The sequence below is a fragment of the Mesorhizobium sp. C120A genome (assembly GCF_030323105.1).
Classification (GTDB): Bacteria; Pseudomonadota; Alphaproteobacteria; order Rhizobiales; family Rhizobiaceae; genus Mesorhizobium.
Genome location: NZ_CP100476.1, coordinates 1,595,663 through 1,612,836 on the forward strand (window position 1 = coordinate 1,595,663; position 17,174 = coordinate 1,612,836).

The following is a 17,174-nucleotide window of genomic DNA, read 5'->3' on the forward strand; positions in this document are numbered from 1 at the left end:
CATTGCCACTTCAGGCGCTCCATATTTCGGACTCCCATGACCGCTGTTTCAAGCACGCTGCTGACACCACGCCTTACCGCGGTTGTTGCCCACAACTGGAAACTCGCCATCGCTGTCGCTGTCGTCGTGTCGGCCATATCAATGGCGGGCTTGCCTGCGGCTGTCTCCTTCTGGGTGGTGGGCGCCGCGGTGGCGTTGGTCGCGGCCGCATTTACCGTCAACGCGTATCGCCGCCACTACTTCGGCGCCTTGCTGGTCGCTCCGGCAATCGCCGTTCTGTTTGTGATGAATATCTTCCCCTGCTGTGGTCGCTGGGCCTTTCGTTCTTCGCCTACCAGGCAAACCAGCAGACGATCCGCTTCGTCGGACTCGGGAACTACATCCGGATCCTTACCAACGATCTCGCTGCTCACGCGACTTGGGGCGCGCTGATCAACACCGCCATGTTCGTCGTGTTCACCGTCTCCGCGCAGATGATCGTCGGCTTTCTGCTGGCCATCCTGTTCGCCAAGCAATTTCCGCTGCGCAAGTATTTGTTGATCCTGGTGCTGACACCGATGATGCTTTCGGTTGTCGCCTCTGGCGTGTTCTTCACCTACTACTATGACCCGACATTCGGGATTCTCAGCTACGTCATCAATTCCATCTCCGGCAACCAGTTCATCCTGATGAGCAACAAAGTCGGTGCCGTGGCGGGAATCGTTTTCGCCGACGCATGGATGTGGTCGCCCTTCGTCATGCTCCTTGTGCTGGCGGGCCTCGTCTCGGTGCCGAAATACCTTTACGAGGCCGCTGCCATCGACCGTATTTCCAGCTGGCGGCAATTCTGGATGATCACCTTCCCCTACATCCGCGGCCTTCTGATGTTGGCCCTTCTCTTCCGCACCATCGAGGCATTCAAGCTGGCGGATCTCGTCATCCTCCTCACCAAGGGCGGCAACGACACGCTGACGATCTCCTATCACTTGATCCGCATCGCCAACGAGCAGAACAAGACGAGTGAGGGCGCGTCGATCTCCTATCTGATGCTGTTCATGGTGATCGTTCTCACCAACCTCTACCTGTACCTCGCAAACCGCCGTACGCAGGGAGCCTAACCCGTGACCGAATCGATATTGGGAAAGCTCGGCTTCCGCAGGGCCAGCGGAGTAGACGAGGCCGGCTGGGGGCGGACGCTCGCCGTGGCCGTCGTCGCCTTTATCTATTTTCTGCCGGTGCTGTTCATCATATTCACCGCCTTCAAACCGCAGGGCGACGCGCTTCTGGTGCCTCCGACGCTGTCGCCCACGTCGCTGTTCGGCTTGATTCCGGATCATTTTGTGTTCAAGCCCACGCTCGAAAATTTTGGGTCCGTCTTTTCTCGCTCGATGACGTCGGGCGGTGCCCCGGAAGCGACAGGATTCGACCGTTATTTCTTCAACTCGATCTTCATCGCCTCGGCTTCGGTGCTGCTGGCGCTGGTCATCGGCACCCTGGCGGCCTTCGGCTTCTCGCGCTATCCGCTGAAAGGCAATGACACCTACCTGTTCATCATCCTGACCACGCGCATGCTGCCGGCGATTGTGGTGATCATTCCGGTGATCCTGATGTTCCGCGTAGTGGGCCTGTCGGGCTCGTATCTCGGCATCATCATGCTCTACACCGCCTTCAACTTGGCCTTCACCATCTGGATGATGAAGAGCTTCTTCGATGAATTGTCGCCAGACGTCGAGGATGCCGCCCGCCTCGACGGATCGTCCGGAATGCGGGTGTTCTTCAAGATTTGCCTGCCCCAGGTCATTGCCGGGCTCGCCGCCACGTTCGTGTTCGGCCTGATCCTCACCTGGAACGAGTTCCTCTTCGCCCTCTTGCTCTCGGGGCCTGACACGAGGACGGTCCCGGTCGCCATGAACCAGGCCGTGTCGTCGGGTGGACGCGGCACCGACTGGACTTTGCTTGCCGCCATCGAAACCCTGTTCCTCGTCCCAGTCTTCCTGGTCACCTTCTTCTTGCAAAACCATCTGTTGCGCGGTGTTACCTTCGGCACGGTGAAGCGCTGAGATGTCAACCATCGAACTCCGCAAAGTCACCAAGCGCTTCGGCTCCTTCACCGCGGTCAAGGACGTTGACCTGTCGGTGGCCGCCGGTGAGGTCGTCTGCCTTCTCGGCCCGTCCGGCTGTGGCAAGACGACGACCTTACGCGTCATCGCCGGGCTGGAAAGCGTCACTGACGGCGAGGTCGTCGTCGCCGGCAAGGTGATGAACAAACTGCCGCCCGAAAAGCGCGACATCGCCATGGTGTTCCAGTTCTACGCGCTCTACCCGTCGGCATCGATCGCCGAGAACATCGCCTTCCCGCTCTATCATGACGGCATTTCCGGGGCTGAGCGGACTGCCCGCGTCAACCGCGTCGCCGCGATCCTTCACTTGGAGCACGTTCTCGACCGGCTGCCGAACCAGATATCCGAGGGCGAAAAGCAGCGCGCCGCCATGGCCCGCGCCATCGTCCGCGACCCCAATTGCTTCCTCTTCGACGAGCCCTTGTCGCGTCTCGATGTCGAACTGCGCCAAACCATGCGTGGCCAGATCAAGGAAGTGCTGCAGGGCCTCTCCAAAGCGACCGTGATCGTGACCCATGACCAGCTCGAAGCGCTCACCATGGCCAACCGCATCGCCATCATGAAGGACGGCCTGATCGAGCAAGTCGGCTCACCGCACGAGGTATTTGCCAAGCCCGCCAATGCTTTCGTGGCGAGCTTCATCGGCACGCCGCAGATGAATCTTCTCGAGGCCGACCTCAAGGCCTTCGCCGATGGCACGGCGGACATGACCGTTGCCGGCATTAGTCTGGCGATCCGCACGGACGCGGCGGTCGCGCGCCTGCAGCCCGGCAAGGTGACGATCGGTGTCCGCCCCCGTGCTTTCACCGTGACCGATACGGGGGACCGTGGCACCATCTCCGCCAGAGCCGAGCTCATCGAGCCCATGGGCGCCGAAACCCTTATTCATGCCCGCACGGCGGCAGGCGCCGACATCCGCGTCGTGGTGACGAGAAGCCAGTGGGTCAAGGTCGGCGAGGCGCTGAATCTACGCCCCGATCCCAGGCAAACCCATGTCTTCGATGGCGCCGGAAAGGCGGTGCGGTCATGAGCGACAGTTCTTCCGGCATGAGCCGCGCCGGCGCGTTCCGCCTCGAGCTCTTCATCATTGGCCTCGGCGTCTTGGCGCTGGTGCTGATCTTTCAACCCTTTTCCATCGGCCTGTACGCGGTCGGCAGCGGTCTCGTGGTGCTTGCCGGGCTCATCAACAACCTGCTGCCGTTGGCCCAGCCGGGCGTCAAGGTGCGCAGTGTGGTGACCGTAGCGCTGGTCGTGGCGCTGGTCTTCTGCATTGCGCTGCTGGTATCGATCACGGCGGCGCATCTCTACGGCGTCTTCTTCCTCAATCCACCGGACCCCAACACTCTCGCCGGCAAGGCGCAGCTCGCCACGCCGCCTTTCTACAAGCAGGCTTTCGTGTGGGAAATCGCCGCCGCGGCGGTGATTCTCGCGCTGATCGTCACCGCTCTCAACAAGACAGCGCGATGATCAGCAGCTGACGCTATCCGGCAGGTCGCGCTCGCGCCCGTCCGCGACGGTCGGTGTGCGTCGCCCTCTCAACTCTCACGCTGTCATCCTCCGGCTTGACCGGAGGACCCGACGCCGAGATCAAGGATCGTGTCGACCGCGCCGCCAAAACACTCAGGATCGAACATCTGCTCGACCGCAAGACCGATCGTCTGTCCGGCGGCGAGATGCAGCGCGTTTCGATCGGCCGCGCCATCGTGCGCAAGCCGCGCGTGTTCCTGATGGACGAACCGCTGTCGGCGCTCGACGCCAAACTGCGCGAGGCGCTGCGCACGGAACTGAAGAACCTGCAGATCCAGCTTGGCGCCACCTTCCTGTTCGTCACCCACGACCAGATCAAGGCGATGTCGATGGGCGACAAGGTGGGCGTGCTCAACCATGGCCGCATCATCCAGACCGGCACGCCGCACGAGATCTATAACAATCCGCGCGATACCTATGTGGCCAGCTTCGTCGGCTCGCCGCCGATGAACCTGATCGATGGCAAGCTGGTCAACGGCCGCGCGGTGATGGCGCCGCTAAATTTCGAACTGCCTTTCTCTGGGGGTGCCAAGGCGGGCGGTGCGACCGACGGTCGCCCGCTCGTCTTCGGTATTCGACCTGAGGATGTGTATCTTGAAAGCGGTGCGCCGGTCGAGGCACGCGTCCACGATGTCGAGAACCATGGCGTGGAAAAGATCCTGACTCTGCGGGTCGGCGACACGACGCTGCGCGCCACGGTGCCGGCCAGAACCGATGTCCAGATCGAGCAGCCGGTGCGCTTTGCCTGGAATCAGGACAAGGTGGTGCTGTTCGACAAGGGCAGCGGCGTGAGCTTGCGGCACGCCAGCTAGTTGCGGTCGAACGACGGCGCCGCCTGACTATTTCTGGAAGTAGGTCTCGTAAGGCGTATCGTTGATCAGCAGGATCACGCACTCCGTCTCTGAGAGGCAGGCGTCGTCGTGCATCTCGTTGGCCTTCTGGGTCCAGTAGGATCCCGGCGGCAATTCGACCTTCGTCGCTTCGCCGCCGTCCATTTGCCAATGCGCCCACAGTCCCTTGATGACCACCGCGCGATAGTCGGCGGTGTGCGCATGAACCGGCGCGCGCCAGTTGCCGGGAACTTTCAGCAAGGTGCCCGCCGGGCCTTTGGCCCGGTCACCCCACAACGGGCCAAGGCGATGCGGCTGGTCTGGCACTTCGGCGACATAGGGGATCTTGTCGGCCGGGAGATAGCTGTCCTCGAGGGCAAAGGCGCGAGCGGGAAAGACGCAAGAAACGGCGAGCGCCAGAAACGCGCTGTCTTCGGCGGCCTGGTGGTCGACAATGCCGGTGTGGCCAGCGCCTTCGCCTATTGTGGCGCTGCGACCTTGCTGGCGGCGATCGTTGTGTTCGCGCGCGGCCCTAAGCGCGTCGAATAGCCGATAGCCATCCTTGGCTGAAGCAGCGGGCCCGAGAACTATCAAGGTTTTCGGGGCGTTGCTTTTGTGGTGAGAGGCCACCGTAGGGTCAGACCGCGCGGCCGTCGAAGTCGAAGACCGGCAGGCCGGTGGGATCGAAATCGGCGACGCAGTTGAGGTTGATGTAGGCGCTGCGTTCGCTGCCCTGACTGACATCCTCGGCAAAGGGATGGATGCCGCAGGTGCGGCAGAAGCGATGCGCCATTGCATGATTGCCGAATGTGTAGGTGCCGAGATCGTCGCCCCACGCCAGCACCGTCAGGCTGTCATGCGGGATGGCGGCCAACAGCGCGCCCTTGCGCGAGCAGATCGAACAATTGCACCGCACGGCGCCGGTCAGCTGCGCCTTGAATTCGAACGCAACCTTGCCGCAGTGGCAGCTGCCTTTGTACAGCATCAGTCCCTTCCTATCGCTGGCAGGTGCAAAGGCACGCTGTCCGGGCTATTCCTTCCGCTGACCTAGCGGCCCATATGCCTTAAAGACGCTCCACCTTGACGGAATCCGACATCGACATGCAATCAATCCGCGATCGTCTCGAGATCATCCTGTCACGTCTTGCCAGTTGCGCGGCAGGCGAGAAGGTGTTCACCAAACTCTATGCCGAGGCGGCGCGCGCAGCGGCCGAGGCCACCGATGCGCGCAAGAAGGCCGGCGTATCGCTCGGGCCGCTTGACGGCACCATCGTGTCGATCAAGGATCTGTTCGATGTCGCCGGCGAGCCGACCACGGCCGGGTCGCTGATGCTGAGGGACACCGCGCCCCGTCGGCACGACGCTGCGGTCGTCAGCCGTCTGCGCCAGGCCGGCGCCGTCATCATCGGCAAGACCAACATGACCGAATTCGCCTTCACCGCTATCGGCGACAACATGCACTACGGCACACCGGGCAATGCCGCCGACACCAGCCGCATTCCAGGCGGTTCGTCGTCGGGCGCCGCCGTGTCCGTTGGCGAGGGGACGAGCGACATTTCCATCGGCTCCGACACCGGCGGTTCGGTGCGCATCCCGGCATCGCTGAACGGCGTCGTCGGTTTCAAGCCGACGGCGCGGCGCGTGCCGCTGACTGGTGCCTATCCCCTTTCCGCGACGCTGGATTCGATCGGGCCGCTGGCGCTGAGTGTTGCTGCGTGTGCCCTGGCTGACGCCGCGATGACGGGCGAGCAGATGCCGCAACTGCACCTGCCGTTAGCGCTTGCCGGGCTTCGTGTCGGCATTCCGCGCGGCCTGCTTTTCGAAGACACGGAAACGGAGATTGCCGCCGCGTTCGATCGCAGCCTTGCCGGGATCGAGCAGGCAGGCGCGTGGCTCACGGACATTTCGATCGACGACCTCATTGCCGATCTGCGCCTGGCCACCAAACGCGGCTCGATCGCGGCCATGGAAGGTTCTGAAATCCATGCCGACTGGCTGGCGACGGGCGCATCGGTGCCGGTCGATCCCCATGTCAGCGGGCTGCTGTCGCGGGCGGCGGCCATACCGACGCCGGTTTATATCAGGGCAATGCGTCGTCGCGCGGCACTGTGCATAGCCATGGACGAGCGGTTGGGTTCGGTCGATGTGCTAGCTCTGCCGACCACGCCGGTGACAGCGCCGACTATCGTTTCGATGGCCGAGGATACGGCTCTGCGTGAACGCACCGAAGGTCTGCTGCTGCGCAATACCCAGGTCGCCAACCAGTTCGACCTCTGCGCGATCTCGCTGCCGATGCCCGGCATGACGCTGCCGGCCGGACTGATGCTGGTGGCGCGCAATGGCCACGACCACCATCTGCTGCGCATCGCGGCTGAAGTCGAGCGGCTGCTCCGATAGGCAGCGAGCCGTAGGTCGGCAGTCAACGTGCCGCGCAGCGCTTGCGCTCGCTTTTCTTGGAGGAGCGTTCGATTTTGTCTTGGAGGAGCGTTCGATTTTGGTAACGACCAGCATCGGCGGATCGTTCGGCTGGCCGCGATGCTGGATCGATCCTCGGACGACGAGTTTTCCAGCATAAAGCTTGTCGGAGAGGTCAGGTGCCGATCTGTCCAGCGGCGGCAATTCCGTAGTGTTGAGCTCCACGCCTTTAACGACATTGCCGGTGGTCAGATCCAGCGCATTGCCTGACGGGCAGGGCGCCATCATGCAGACGATCCCATTGCTGCAATAGACATAATCGCTGCTTTGTGCCGCCGCGAGCGAAGGTAAGGCCACGATCGACGACACTGCGAGAACCAGAGATGCGAAGCGAAAACCGGACATGGTTCACGCGTCCGCCGGGAACCGTCTGCGGTAATGCTCGACCACGTCGGGATTGCGCAGATTGACAGGCAGCCGGTTGGCCAGCACCAGCAAGGTCTCGCCGGCCGCGCCCACGCCCATGCGCATCATCGATTGCTCGGTAATCCCCGCCATATGCGGGGTGACGATAACATTGTCGAAACCGAAATAGGGATGGTTTGCCGGCAGCGGCTGCGTGGCAAAGACGTCGAGTGCGGCGCCGCCGATCCGGTCTTGGCGCAAGGCCTCGATCAGCGCCTCGTCATCGATCACCGGCCCGCGCGAAATGTTGATCAAAAGCGCGTCCGGCTTCATGCGGGCGATGCGTTCGCGGCTGATCAGGCCGCGCGTTTCCGGCGTCAGCGGGCAGCAGAGCACGATGATGTCGCTCTGTTCGATCAGCGCATCGATCGACAGGAAGCCGATCCTGTCGGGTGCCGGCTGCATGCTGCGGGTCGTCGCCACGACGTCGAGGCCAAAGCCGTGCGCGGCGATATGGGCGACTGCCTGACCGATGGCGCCGAAGCCGATGATGCCGATGGTCTTGCCGGCAAGCTCGCTGGCATGGCTGGCGTGGTCGCGGCCGGCATTCCAGCCCTTGGCGCGCAAGTCGCGGTCGACCGAACGGAAGCGCCGAAGCAGGGCAAGGGCCGCGAACATCACATATTCAGCGACCGAACGCGCATTGACCGCCGGCACGTTGGCGACCAGCACGCCGGCCGCGGCCGCGGCCTCCATCGGCACCATGTCGAGCCCGGCGCCGTGGCGGACCGCGGCTCTGAGTTTCGTGGCGTTTTCGAACAGCGACGGCGGCAGCGGTGCGCGAACGATGATGACGTCGGCATGCTTCGCCTCGGCGGTCAGCGTTGCCGCATCGAGCGCTGAGGCGACGACGAGTTCACCGGCGCCCGCCAGCATTGCGGAGGCACGCGGATGCAGCGTGTGCGTCGACAGGATTCTGGGCATGGGGGCTCTCGTGTTTGTCGCAAGCGAAAGCGCTGCGCGCTTTCCCGGGAAAACCGTTTCACACTTTTCCTGGAATTGCTCTAGGCTTTCTCAAATGCCAGGCTTTGCGCTTGCGCCTCGCGGCCCTCGATGATCCCCTTCCAGTAGCTTTCCGCGCCTTGCAGGTGGGCGCTCATCAGCGCCTGGGCGAGATTGCCGTCGCGACGCAGCAGCGCCTCGTAGATCTGGATATGCTCGGCATGCGAGCGCACTGAGCGCTCGGGATCGTTGAAGTAGATCGGCAGCCGCTGCTCGCCCATCAGGTAATAGACGCTGCAGATATTGTGGAAGACGCCGTTCTTGGTCGCCCGCACGATTTCGAGGTGGAATTCGCGGTCTTCCTTGGCGAGGCCTTCGCCGGCGGCGATGCACTCCTCCGAGGCTTTCAGGATCTCCCGCAGGCGTTCGAAATTCTCTTCGGTGGCACGCGAACAGGCAAGTTCGGCGGCCTTGATCTCGTGGATCTTGCGCAGTTCGACGGTCTCGTAGATCTGCACCGGATCGAGCGGCAGGCCCGCGCGGGCGAAAAGAGCCAAGGCTTCTACACTGGCCTGCCTGGTGTCGACATAGATGCCGGATTTGGCGCGGCGCTCGACGATGCGCATGGCCTCCAGAATGGCCAGCGCCTCGCGGATCTGGCCGCGGCTGACACCGAAATGCTCCGCCAGCTCGCGCTCCGAGGGCGTGCGGCCGCTCTCCTTGTCCGAATGGGCGAACAGATAGGCGGCGAGTTCGGCGAGAAGGTTCTTTTCTTTCATCGTCAACCGCGTTGCGCGTGCGCCTCCAGGAACCGCTCCGAAATGGTGAATCCCAGACCCGGCTTTTCAGGGATCGCTATCATACCGTCCCTTGCTTCGACAGTCTCTTCGATAAGATCGTGGATCATGGGGTTGGCGCCGAGCGAATATTCGACGGTAAAACTGGCAGGCGAGGCCGCACAAACATGCAGGCCGGCGAAAAAGCATGGCGCGCCGGCCCACAGATGCGGGGCAAAGCGCAGATTGAAGGCACTGGCGATGGTGCCGATCTTCATCGCCTCGCTGATACCGCCGCAAAAGGCCGGATCCGGCTGGAAGATGTCGGCGGATTTCAGCACCGCGAGATCGCGGAAAGCGTAGCGCGTCGCTTCGCTTTCGCCGGTGGCGATCGGGATCGAGCCCGAGGCGCGCACCTCGGCCATACCAGCCTTGTCGTCGGCGATAACAGGCTCCTCGAACCAGGCGAGGTCGAGATCGCTGGCCAGGCTGATGAAGCGCTTGGCCTCGGCCACCGTATAGGTGCCGTGCGCGTCGACCATCAACTCGACGTCAGGACCGAGCGCCTGCCGTGCGGCGCGGACGCGGGCGGCGGAAATGTGCGGGGCGCCGTCCATGGCGCCGACGCGCATCTTCAGCGCCCTGAAGCCGCCTTTGGCGATGTAGGATTTGAGCTGCTCGCCGATAGCCTCGGCGGCAGCCCAGCCGCCGGAGGCGTAGGCCGGCATGCGGTCGAGCTTGCGGCCGCCGATGAGCCGCCACACCGGCTGTCCCAACGACTTCCCCAGAATATCCCAGAGCGCGATATCGACGGCGCTGATTGCCGCAATGCTCATGCCGCGCCGCGCCAGCTGCGGCATGGCATGGCCGGCGCGCGCGGCACTGTCATGGCGCACGCCGTTGTAGAGCATCTCCCAGATCATGCCGATGTCGGCGGGGTCGCGGCCGATCAGCTGCGGCCCGACCTCGTGATTCAGCATGTAGACCAGCGCACCATAGCTGCCGGCGCTGCCGGCGGCGTTCTTGCCCTCGCCCCAGCCGATCAGCCCGTCGTCAGTCTCAATGCGCAGGATGGCGGCGTCGAACGTCGTCACCTGGCCAAAGTCGCTGCGATGCTGCTTCGCGGCCTCAATCGGCACGCGGACCCACCACGCCTGGACCGTTTTGATGCGCATCCCGATCGGCTACTTGATCAGCGGCAGCAGCGTTTCGGCCGTGATGCGCATCTGGTCGGTGTAGAATTTCTCCGTCAGCACGCTGGAGCCGTGATCCTGGATGAACTTCAGCTGTTCGGGAGAAATGTCGACCGGATTCCGGTCGACCATGTCGGGATAGGGCGCGGCGGGTGTGCGGTCGACGGGCGCGACGAATTCGTTGGTCAGCGCGCCGTCATAGCCGACTTCCTTCAGCGTCTGCACGATCCGTGGCCAATCGATCTGGCCAAGGCCGGCGGCAAAGCGGTTGTTGTCGGCGACGTGGAAGTCGAACAGCCGTTTGCCGACCTGACGGATCGCGTCATGGACGTTAAATTCTTCCATATGGATGTGATAGGCGTCGAGGCAGACGCCGCATTCGGGGCTGACCGCATCGGCCAGGGCCAACGCCTGCGCGCCGCGGTTGAACAGATAGGTCTCGAAGCGGTTGAGCGGCTCGACCGCGATCTTGACGCCGACCTTCTTGGCATGGGTGAAGCATTCGCGGGTGGCGTCGACCACCCACTTCCATTCCTCTTCCTCGGTGCCGTCCGGCACCACTTTGCCGACGGTCGCGGGCACCAGCGTTATGATCTCGCCATCAAGTTCGCTGACCATGGTCAGCACGTCCTTGACGTACTGCACCGAGCGTTCGCGCTGGCCCTGGTCCCTGGCGGCAAGGTTGCGTTCGCCCAGCATCAGCGTCACCGACCCCCAGCAGCGGATGCCGTATTCTTTCAGCAGCGCGCGGGTCTCCTTGGTCTTGTATTGCTCGGGCTCGCCGGAAATCTCGATCGACTCGTAGCCGAATTTCTTGATGCGCTTCAGCGTCACCTCCAACGGTTCCGCGCGCATCCAGTTGTGCGTCGAAAGATGCATGGTCTATCCTTCCCAGAATTCGTCTGTGCCAGTTCGCCTGCGACGCGCCCCACAAGGCGCGTCGCGTGTTTCCTCCCCAAGGCGCTCCAGCGTTTTTGCGCAACTGGTTCGACCAATTGGGCCCTAATGGAGGTCTACAGCAATTTTTGTCGCGCGGCAAGAACCGCCGCCATGCGATATCGACATCTGTGTACCGTATTGATTATGCTGGTATATATCGCCAAAAATGGAATGCCCTGGCAGCTTTGCGCGTGAGTCAAATGGCTTGACCCATTTTCGGTATTTGGTAATACCAGAATGCCGATACGAGAATGCACATCACGAGAGACCAAAGAGGCTGGCCCTGCTTTCATCAGACGCTATGCTTGGTCCTTGGAAAAATGAATTGGGAGGATGCCGATGCCGTCGACAATGAAGGGTCCGGGGCTGTTTCTGGCGCAGTTCGCGGGGGATACCGCGCCGTTCAATTCGCTGGCCTCGATCACCAAATGGGCGGCCGGTCTCGGTTACAAGGGCGTGCAGATCCCGACCTGGGATGCACGCCTGTTCGACCTCAAAAAGGCGGCATCTTCCAAGACCTATTGCGACGAGGTGAAAGGCATCTGCGCGGATGCCGGCGTCGAGATCACCGAACTGTCGACGCATCTTCAAGGGCAGCTGGTGGCGGTGCACCCGGCCTATGATGCCCAGTTCGACGGCTTTGCACCGCCTGCGGTGCACAACAACCCCAAGGCCAGGCAGAAATGGGCGGTCGAACAGATGGAGTTCGGCGCCAAGGCCTCGAAGAATCTTGGCCTGAAAGCCTCGGTGACGTTTTCCGGCGCCCTAGCTTTCCCGTACCTCTATCCCTGGCCACAGCGGCCGGCCGGGCTGATCGAGGAGGCCTTCGCCGAGCTCGGCACACGCTGGAAGCCGATCCTGGACGTCTATGACGAAAACGGCGTCGATGTCGGCTACGAGATCCATCCTGGCGAGGACATCTTCGACGGCGCAACCTTCGAGATGTTCCTAGATGCGGTTGGCGGTCACAAGCGCTGCAACATCAACTACGACCCGTCGCATTTCCTTTTGCAGCAGCTCGACTATCTCGAATTCATCGACATCTATCACGAGCGGATCAAGGCCTTCCATGCCAAGGATGCCGAGTTCAATCCGACGGGGCGGCAAGGCGTCTATTCCGGCTATCAGAGCTGGACCAATCGCGCGGGGCGATTCCGCTCGCTTGGCGACGGGCAGGTCGATTTCGGCGGCATCTTCTCCAAGCTTACCCAGTATGGCTACGATTCCTGGGCGGTGCTGGAGTGGGAGTGTTGCCTCAAGCATCCGGAGGACGGCGCGGCCGAAGGCGCGCCCTTCATCCAGCACCACATTATCCGGGTGACGGAAAAGGCCTTTGATGATTTCGCCGGCGGCACCACCGACAAGAAGATGCTGCGCGCCATGATGGGTATTTGACACAAGCAGGAGAAAGACATGGTCGGCGCATCGAAGTCGGAAGCGGGGGGCGGCCCGATCCGCTATGGTATGGTCGGCGGCGGCCAAGGCGCCTTCATCGGCGCGGTGCACCGGATCGCGGCGCGCATGGACAATGACTTCGTGCTGGTGGCCGGCGCCCTGTCGGCCAATCCCGAGCGCGCCAAGGCTTCCGCCGCCGAACTCGGTCTCGACCCGGCGCGCAGCTACGCCTCCTATGCCGAGATGGCCAAGGCCGAGGCCAAGCGCCCGGACGGCATCGAGGCGGTGGCGATCGTCACCCCCAACAATGTGCACGTGCCGGCGGCCAAGGTCTTCCTCGAGGCGGGCATCCACGTCATCTGCGACAAGCCGCTGGCGACGACTTTGGCCGAGGCCAAGAAGCTCGCGGCCGTGGTTGAAAAGACCGGCAAGGTGTTCGTGCTGACGCACAATTACACTGCCTATCCGATGATCCGGCAGGCGCGCGAGATGGTGGCCAAGGGGCAGCTTGGCGACATCCGCATCGTTCAGTCCGAGTACCCGCAGGACTGGCTGACCGAGGATCTTGCCGCCACCGGCCAGAAGCAGGCGGCGTGGCGCTCCGACCCCAAGCAGGCGGGCGCGGGCGGCGCGCTCGGCGACATCGGCACGCATGCCTACAATCTGGCGCGCTTCGTCTCGGGTCTGGAGCTCGATTCCCTGTCGGCCGATCTCGACGCTTTCGTGCCGGGGCGACTGCTCGACGACAATGTCAATGTCATGCTGCGCTTCAAGCCGGTCGGCAAGGTGCATCCGGCCAAGGGCATGATCTGGGCAAGCCAGGTGGCGCCCGGCCACGAGAACGGGCTGAAGCTGCGCATCTATGGCTCGAAAGGCGGGCTGGAATGGGTTCAGGCCGATCCGAACTATCTCTGGTACACGCCGTTCGGCCAGCCCAAGCAGCTGCTCACCCGCAACGGCGCCGGCGCGCTGCCAGTTGCGGGACGCGTCAGCCGCGTTCCGGCTGGCCATCCGGAAGGCTATCTCGAAGGCTTCGCCAACATCTACCAGGAGGCGGCGCGGGCGATCCGCGCGGCACGCAAGAAGGGCGGCAAGCCGGGCAAGGACGTGGTGTTCCCGACCATCCAGGACGGCGTCGAAGGTATGGCGTTCATCGAGGCCTGCGTGAAGTCATCGAAGAAGAACGGGGCGTGGACGAAACTTTAGGGAGCGCCGGCGCGAAGTCTCTTCTCCCTTCGGGGAGAAGGTGGCCGCGAAGCGGCCGAATGAGGGCGCATGGTGCGAGGTGCGAAAGAAACCAGCGCGCGGTCAAATGGGGAGGGGCTGTCGATGAAAATCGGCATGTGCATGTTTTTGTGGACGACTTCCGTGTCTAAGAAACACGAGCCGTTGCTGCGCGACATCAAGGCGACCGGCTTCGACGGCGTCGAGATACCGATCTTCTCAGGCACGCCAGAGGACTACAAGAAGCTTGGCGATTTGCTCGACCGCATCGGGTTGGAGCGCACGGCTGTTACGGCGATGGGCGACCCGGCGATGAATCTGATTTCGCCGGATGCCGCGACCCGCAAGGCCGGCATCGGCTACATGAAATGGGCGATCGATTGCGCCCAGGCGCTCGGCGCGAGTACGCTGAGCGGGCCGCTGCATTCGACGCTCGGCGCCTTCTCCGGCAGCGGGCCGACCGCTGCCGAGAAGAAGCGCTCGATCGCCTCGCAGCGCGCCATTGGCGATCATGCCGGCAAGCGGAACGTTACCATCGGGTTGGAGGCGCTCAACCGTTTCGAGTGCTATCTGCTGAACACGATGGCCGATCTGTCCGAGCACGTCGATGCCATCGACCGGCCGCACATCAAGGCGATGTACGACACCTTCCACGCCAATATCGAGGAAGCCGACCCGATCGGCGCCTATACGAAGCACCGCAGGAATGTCGTGCACATCCACATTTCGGAGAACGATCGCGGCGTGCCGGGACGCGGGAACATTCCGTGGAAAGAGACTTTCGCGGCCATCCGCAAGAGCGGCTATGACGACTGGCTGACGATCGAGGCGTTTGGCAGGTCGCTGAAGGATCTGGCGGCGGCGACCAAGGTGTGGCGGGATTTTTCCGAGACGCCGGAGGCAGTTTATCGCGAGGGATACAGGCATATCAGGGATGGGTGGAAGCGGGCGGCTTAGCCGCGCCGCCCAAGGAGTGCTGCGTTCCTTCACACCCCCTCTGTCCGGCAGGACAGAGGGGGGTGCTGTCCCTCGCACGTCACCCCTCCTCGGCCTGCATCCTGTTGTAATCATGGATGGTCCGGCTGAGCCGGCGCCTCAGGAAATTCGAGATGTTGTCGAACACAAACACGACGAGCAGGATCAGCAGCACCATGTAGAAGACGTTGGCCCAGTTGGAATTGGTGCGCATGGCTTCCCAGAGTTTCAGGCCGATGCCGCCAGCGCCGACGGCGCCGATGATGGTGGCGCCTCTTGTGTTGGATTCCCACTGGTAGAGCGTCTGGCTGATGAAGACCGGGATCACTTCCGGCATGACCCCATAGCGCTGCACCAGCAGGCCGTTGGCGCCGGTCGACTTGATGCCCTCGCGCGGTTTGTCGTCGATGTTTTCCAGGCTTTCCGAATAGATTTTGCCGAGCGTGCCTATTTCGGTGAAGAAGATCGCGGCGCTGCCGGCGAGCGGTCCCGGGCCGAAGGCGCGGGTGAAGAACAGCGCCCAGATCAGCATGTCGACCGATCGCATGAAATCGAAGAAGCGCTTGAGCACCTGGCCGAACAATCCGCTCGGCGTGATGTTGCGGGCGGCGAAGAAGGCGAGCGGGAAGGCGACGAGGCCGCCGAGCAACGTGCCGAGAAAGGCCATGACGATGGTCTGCAGCAGTTTCGTCCAGACGTCGCCATGCTGCCACTGCGCATTGTTCCAGATGTTGTCGCCGGCGAGCGCGAGGTTCGAGGTGCCAGGCTTAAGTTCCGGTCCGGACCAGATCAGCGAGATCACTTCACTGGCCGATTTGCCGAAGAAGGGCGAGCGCGTGTCGAAGACGAAATTTGCCCAGCCGAGGAAGCGCTTGCGGACCTTGACGCGATCGACGGTGACGCGCACTTCGCCGACAAAGCCCATCCTGGCGACGATCTCGTCGTCATGCGCGGTGATCCAGCCAGGCACCGGACCTGGAATTACCGGCTTACCGCTGGTCAGCGCCACCGGCACCATCTCGCCATTGGCGACGATCGTCGCTTTGGTCTTGTCGAAGGTGACGGACCTGGCCGCGCCATCGATCAGGACGGTGAAGGTGCCATCCGCGTTCTTGACAACCCAGTCGGGATCTGGGTTCTCGCCGAGTGCTGAAAACCGCGGGTATTTCGGCGTGATTTCAGGCTGGTCGAGGCGGAATTCAGGCTGCAGATCGTAGCTGATCCATTGCGTCAGGAAGAGCGGCAGGCGCTCCCAATGCGAGTCGCGCATCACCTGCGGCAGGTCGAAAAACCACAAGGCGTAAACGAGGTAGAGCAGGATGCCGCCGAACAGGAACAGCGGCGCGAAGCGCTTGTAGGCCGGCCGCCGAAAGATTTGCGGATAGCGTTCCTCGATCGACTGGACCTGATCAGTGGTCAAAGCGGTCATTTAAGCGCTCATCAGAAAAGCTTGCTCGCCGACCAGCTTGCGGCGCAGCCAGGCGGAGAACTGGTCGACGATGAAGATCGTCGTGAACAACAGCAGCACCAACGCCACCGTCTTGGCGCCGAAACCGCGCGATATCGAGAGCTTCAGTTCCTCGCCGATACCGCCGCCGCCGACGGCGCCGATAATGGTCGAGGCCCGCACGTTGATCTCGACGCGCAGCAATGTGTAGGACATGAAATTGGGCAGCACCTGCGGCAGGTCGGCGAAGCGCACGCGCTCGAACCAGTTGCCGCCGACCGCTCTCAGGCCCTCTTCGGCGCGCATGTCGATGTTCTCGTTGATTTCATAGAACAGCTTGCCCAGCGCGCCGATCGAATGCAGGCCGATGGCGATGATGGCTGCGATCGGCCCGGTCGAGACAATGGCGGCGAACAGGCCGGCAATGACGATTTCGGGAAAGGCGCGCAGCAATTCCATGAAGCGCTTGACGACGAGCCGCAGCGCCGGATGCGGCGTCAGGTTGCGCGCGGCGATGAACGAAAACGGCACGGCGAAGATGAAACCGATGAAAGTCGAGACCAGCGCCACGTTGAGTGTGGTCAGCATCAGCTCGAAATATTCGGGGATGTAGAAGCCGCCCCAGACATAGACGCGGCCGAGCGGGAAGTTGAACTCCTGGGTGCCGGTGTCATGCGGCGAGGCGATGTCGAACAGCGCCCGCCAGACGTCGTTCCAGTCCTTCGGGATCAGCCAGCTGAGGAAGTCGAATATATGCGGCAGCCGGTCCCAGAAGTGACCGGCATTGGCCTCGTCGGCGAACCACATGCTCGACAGCGTCGCCGCCAGCAGCAGGCCGATGCCGAGGATGGTATAAAGCCGCCGCAACGATATCTGGCGCTGCCAGGCGTTGGCTACCTGCAGGGTCGCGTTGGAGCGGGCTGTTGCTGAGATGGTCATTATCGGGA

At 62.7% G+C, this 17,174-nt stretch carries 17 protein-coding genes; 9 read left to right on the plus strand and 8 right to left on the minus strand.

Annotated features, from left to right (window positions below; genetic code table 11):
* The first annotated feature begins 2 nt into the window (after positions 1-2).
* From NL532_RS07840 to NL532_RS07860, 5 genes are all read left to right on the plus strand, one after another.
* Positions 3-1,097 (plus strand): carbohydrate ABC transporter permease, encoded by a 1,095-nt coding sequence (locus tag NL532_RS07840; protein WP_286488040.1) that lies wholly within the window; start codon positions 3-5, stop codon positions 1,095-1,097.
* A gap of 3 nt (positions 1,098-1,100) precedes the next feature.
* On the plus strand, positions 1,101-2,039 hold the full coding sequence (locus NL532_RS07845) for a carbohydrate ABC transporter permease (protein WP_023728572.1): 939 nt from the start codon (positions 1,101-1,103) through the stop codon (positions 2,037-2,039).
* Position 2,040: 1 nt separating this feature from the next.
* Positions 2,041-3,129 (plus strand): ABC transporter ATP-binding protein, encoded by a 1,089-nt coding sequence (locus NL532_RS07850; RefSeq protein ID WP_023733630.1) that lies wholly within the window; start codon positions 2,041-2,043, stop codon positions 3,127-3,129.
* A complete protein-coding gene (locus NL532_RS07855) occupies positions 3,126-3,566 on the plus strand; it encodes a hypothetical protein (protein WP_023728570.1) in 441 nt (146 codons plus the stop codon). The genes NL532_RS07850 and NL532_RS07855 overlap by 4 nt, the downstream gene beginning before the upstream one ends.
* Before the next feature lie 80 nt (positions 3,567-3,646).
* A complete protein-coding gene (locus tag NL532_RS07860) occupies positions 3,647-4,438 on the plus strand; it encodes an ABC transporter ATP-binding protein (protein WP_348524262.1) in 792 nt (263 codons plus the stop codon).
* 27 nt (positions 4,439-4,465) lie between these two features.
* Here the strand turns inward: NL532_RS07860 and NL532_RS07865 are convergent, their stop codons facing one another.
* Together NL532_RS07865 and NL532_RS07870 are read right to left on the minus strand one after the other, a co-directional pair.
* A complete protein-coding gene (locus tag NL532_RS07865; protein ID WP_027048960.1) occupies positions 4,466-4,876 on the minus strand; it encodes a DUF4437 domain-containing protein in 411 nt (136 codons plus the stop codon).
* Positions 4,877-5,093: 217 nt separating this feature from the next.
* The gene (locus NL532_RS07870) at positions 5,094-5,441 is read right to left on the minus strand and encodes a GFA family protein (protein ID WP_023669842.1); all 348 of its coding nucleotides are present in this window, start codon (positions 5,439-5,441) and stop codon (positions 5,094-5,096) included.
* A gap of 116 nt (positions 5,442-5,557) precedes the next feature.
* Between NL532_RS07870 and NL532_RS07875 the strand changes: the two genes are divergently transcribed.
* On the plus strand, positions 5,558-6,853 hold the full coding sequence (locus NL532_RS07875) for an amidase (RefSeq protein ID WP_023737510.1): 1,296 nt from the start codon (positions 5,558-5,560) through the stop codon (positions 6,851-6,853).
* Positions 6,854-7,279: 426 nt separating this feature from the next.
* Here the strand turns inward: NL532_RS07875 and NL532_RS07880 are convergent, their stop codons facing one another.
* From NL532_RS07880 to NL532_RS07895, 4 genes are all read right to left on the minus strand, one after another.
* Positions 7,280-8,260 carry an NAD(P)-dependent oxidoreductase gene (locus tag NL532_RS07880; protein WP_023686626.1) on the minus strand — a complete coding sequence of 327 codons (981 nt, stop codon included), beginning with the start codon at positions 8,258-8,260 and terminating at the stop codon, positions 7,280-7,282.
* Positions 8,261-8,340: 80 nt separating this feature from the next.
* Positions 8,341-9,057 (minus strand): FadR/GntR family transcriptional regulator, encoded by a 717-nt coding sequence (locus NL532_RS07885; RefSeq protein WP_023683008.1) that lies wholly within the window; start codon positions 9,055-9,057, stop codon positions 8,341-8,343.
* A gap of 2 nt (positions 9,058-9,059) precedes the next feature.
* A complete protein-coding gene (locus tag NL532_RS07890) occupies positions 9,060-10,229 on the minus strand; it encodes a mandelate racemase/muconate lactonizing enzyme family protein (RefSeq protein ID WP_023700157.1) in 1,170 nt (389 codons plus the stop codon).
* Positions 10,230-10,238: 9 nt separating this feature from the next.
* Positions 10,239-11,126, minus strand: coding sequence for a sugar phosphate isomerase/epimerase family protein (locus tag NL532_RS07895; RefSeq protein WP_023669836.1), 888 nt, complete (start codon positions 11,124-11,126; stop codon positions 10,239-10,241).
* 399 nt (positions 11,127-11,525) lie between these two features.
* Between NL532_RS07895 and NL532_RS07900 the strand changes: the two genes are divergently transcribed.
* From NL532_RS07900 to NL532_RS07910, 3 genes are all read left to right on the plus strand, one after another.
* Positions 11,526-12,581: a sugar phosphate isomerase/epimerase family protein gene (locus NL532_RS07900; RefSeq protein ID WP_023726430.1), complete on the plus strand. Its 1,056-nt coding sequence runs from the start codon at positions 11,526-11,528 to the stop codon at positions 12,579-12,581.
* 18 nt (positions 12,582-12,599) lie between these two features.
* On the plus strand, positions 12,600-13,787 hold the full coding sequence (locus NL532_RS07905) for a Gfo/Idh/MocA family protein (RefSeq protein ID WP_023828303.1): 1,188 nt from the start codon (positions 12,600-12,602) through the stop codon (positions 13,785-13,787).
* 123 nt (positions 13,788-13,910) lie between these two features.
* The gene (locus NL532_RS07910) at positions 13,911-14,762 is read left to right on the plus strand and encodes a sugar phosphate isomerase/epimerase family protein (RefSeq protein WP_023737513.1); all 852 of its coding nucleotides are present in this window, start codon (positions 13,911-13,913) and stop codon (positions 14,760-14,762) included.
* A gap of 79 nt (positions 14,763-14,841) precedes the next feature.
* Here the strand turns inward: NL532_RS07910 and phnE (NL532_RS07915) are convergent, their stop codons facing one another.
* Positions 14,842-16,209, minus strand: a complete 1,368-nt coding sequence (gene phnE / locus NL532_RS07915; RefSeq protein WP_023828304.1) for a phosphonate ABC transporter, permease protein PhnE — start codon at positions 16,207-16,209, stop codon at positions 14,842-14,844.
* On the minus strand, positions 16,210-17,166 hold the full coding sequence (gene phnE, locus NL532_RS07920) for a phosphonate ABC transporter, permease protein PhnE (RefSeq protein ID WP_023669831.1): 957 nt from the start codon (positions 17,164-17,166) through the stop codon (positions 16,210-16,212).
* Between the last annotated feature and the right edge of the window lie 8 nt (positions 17,167-17,174).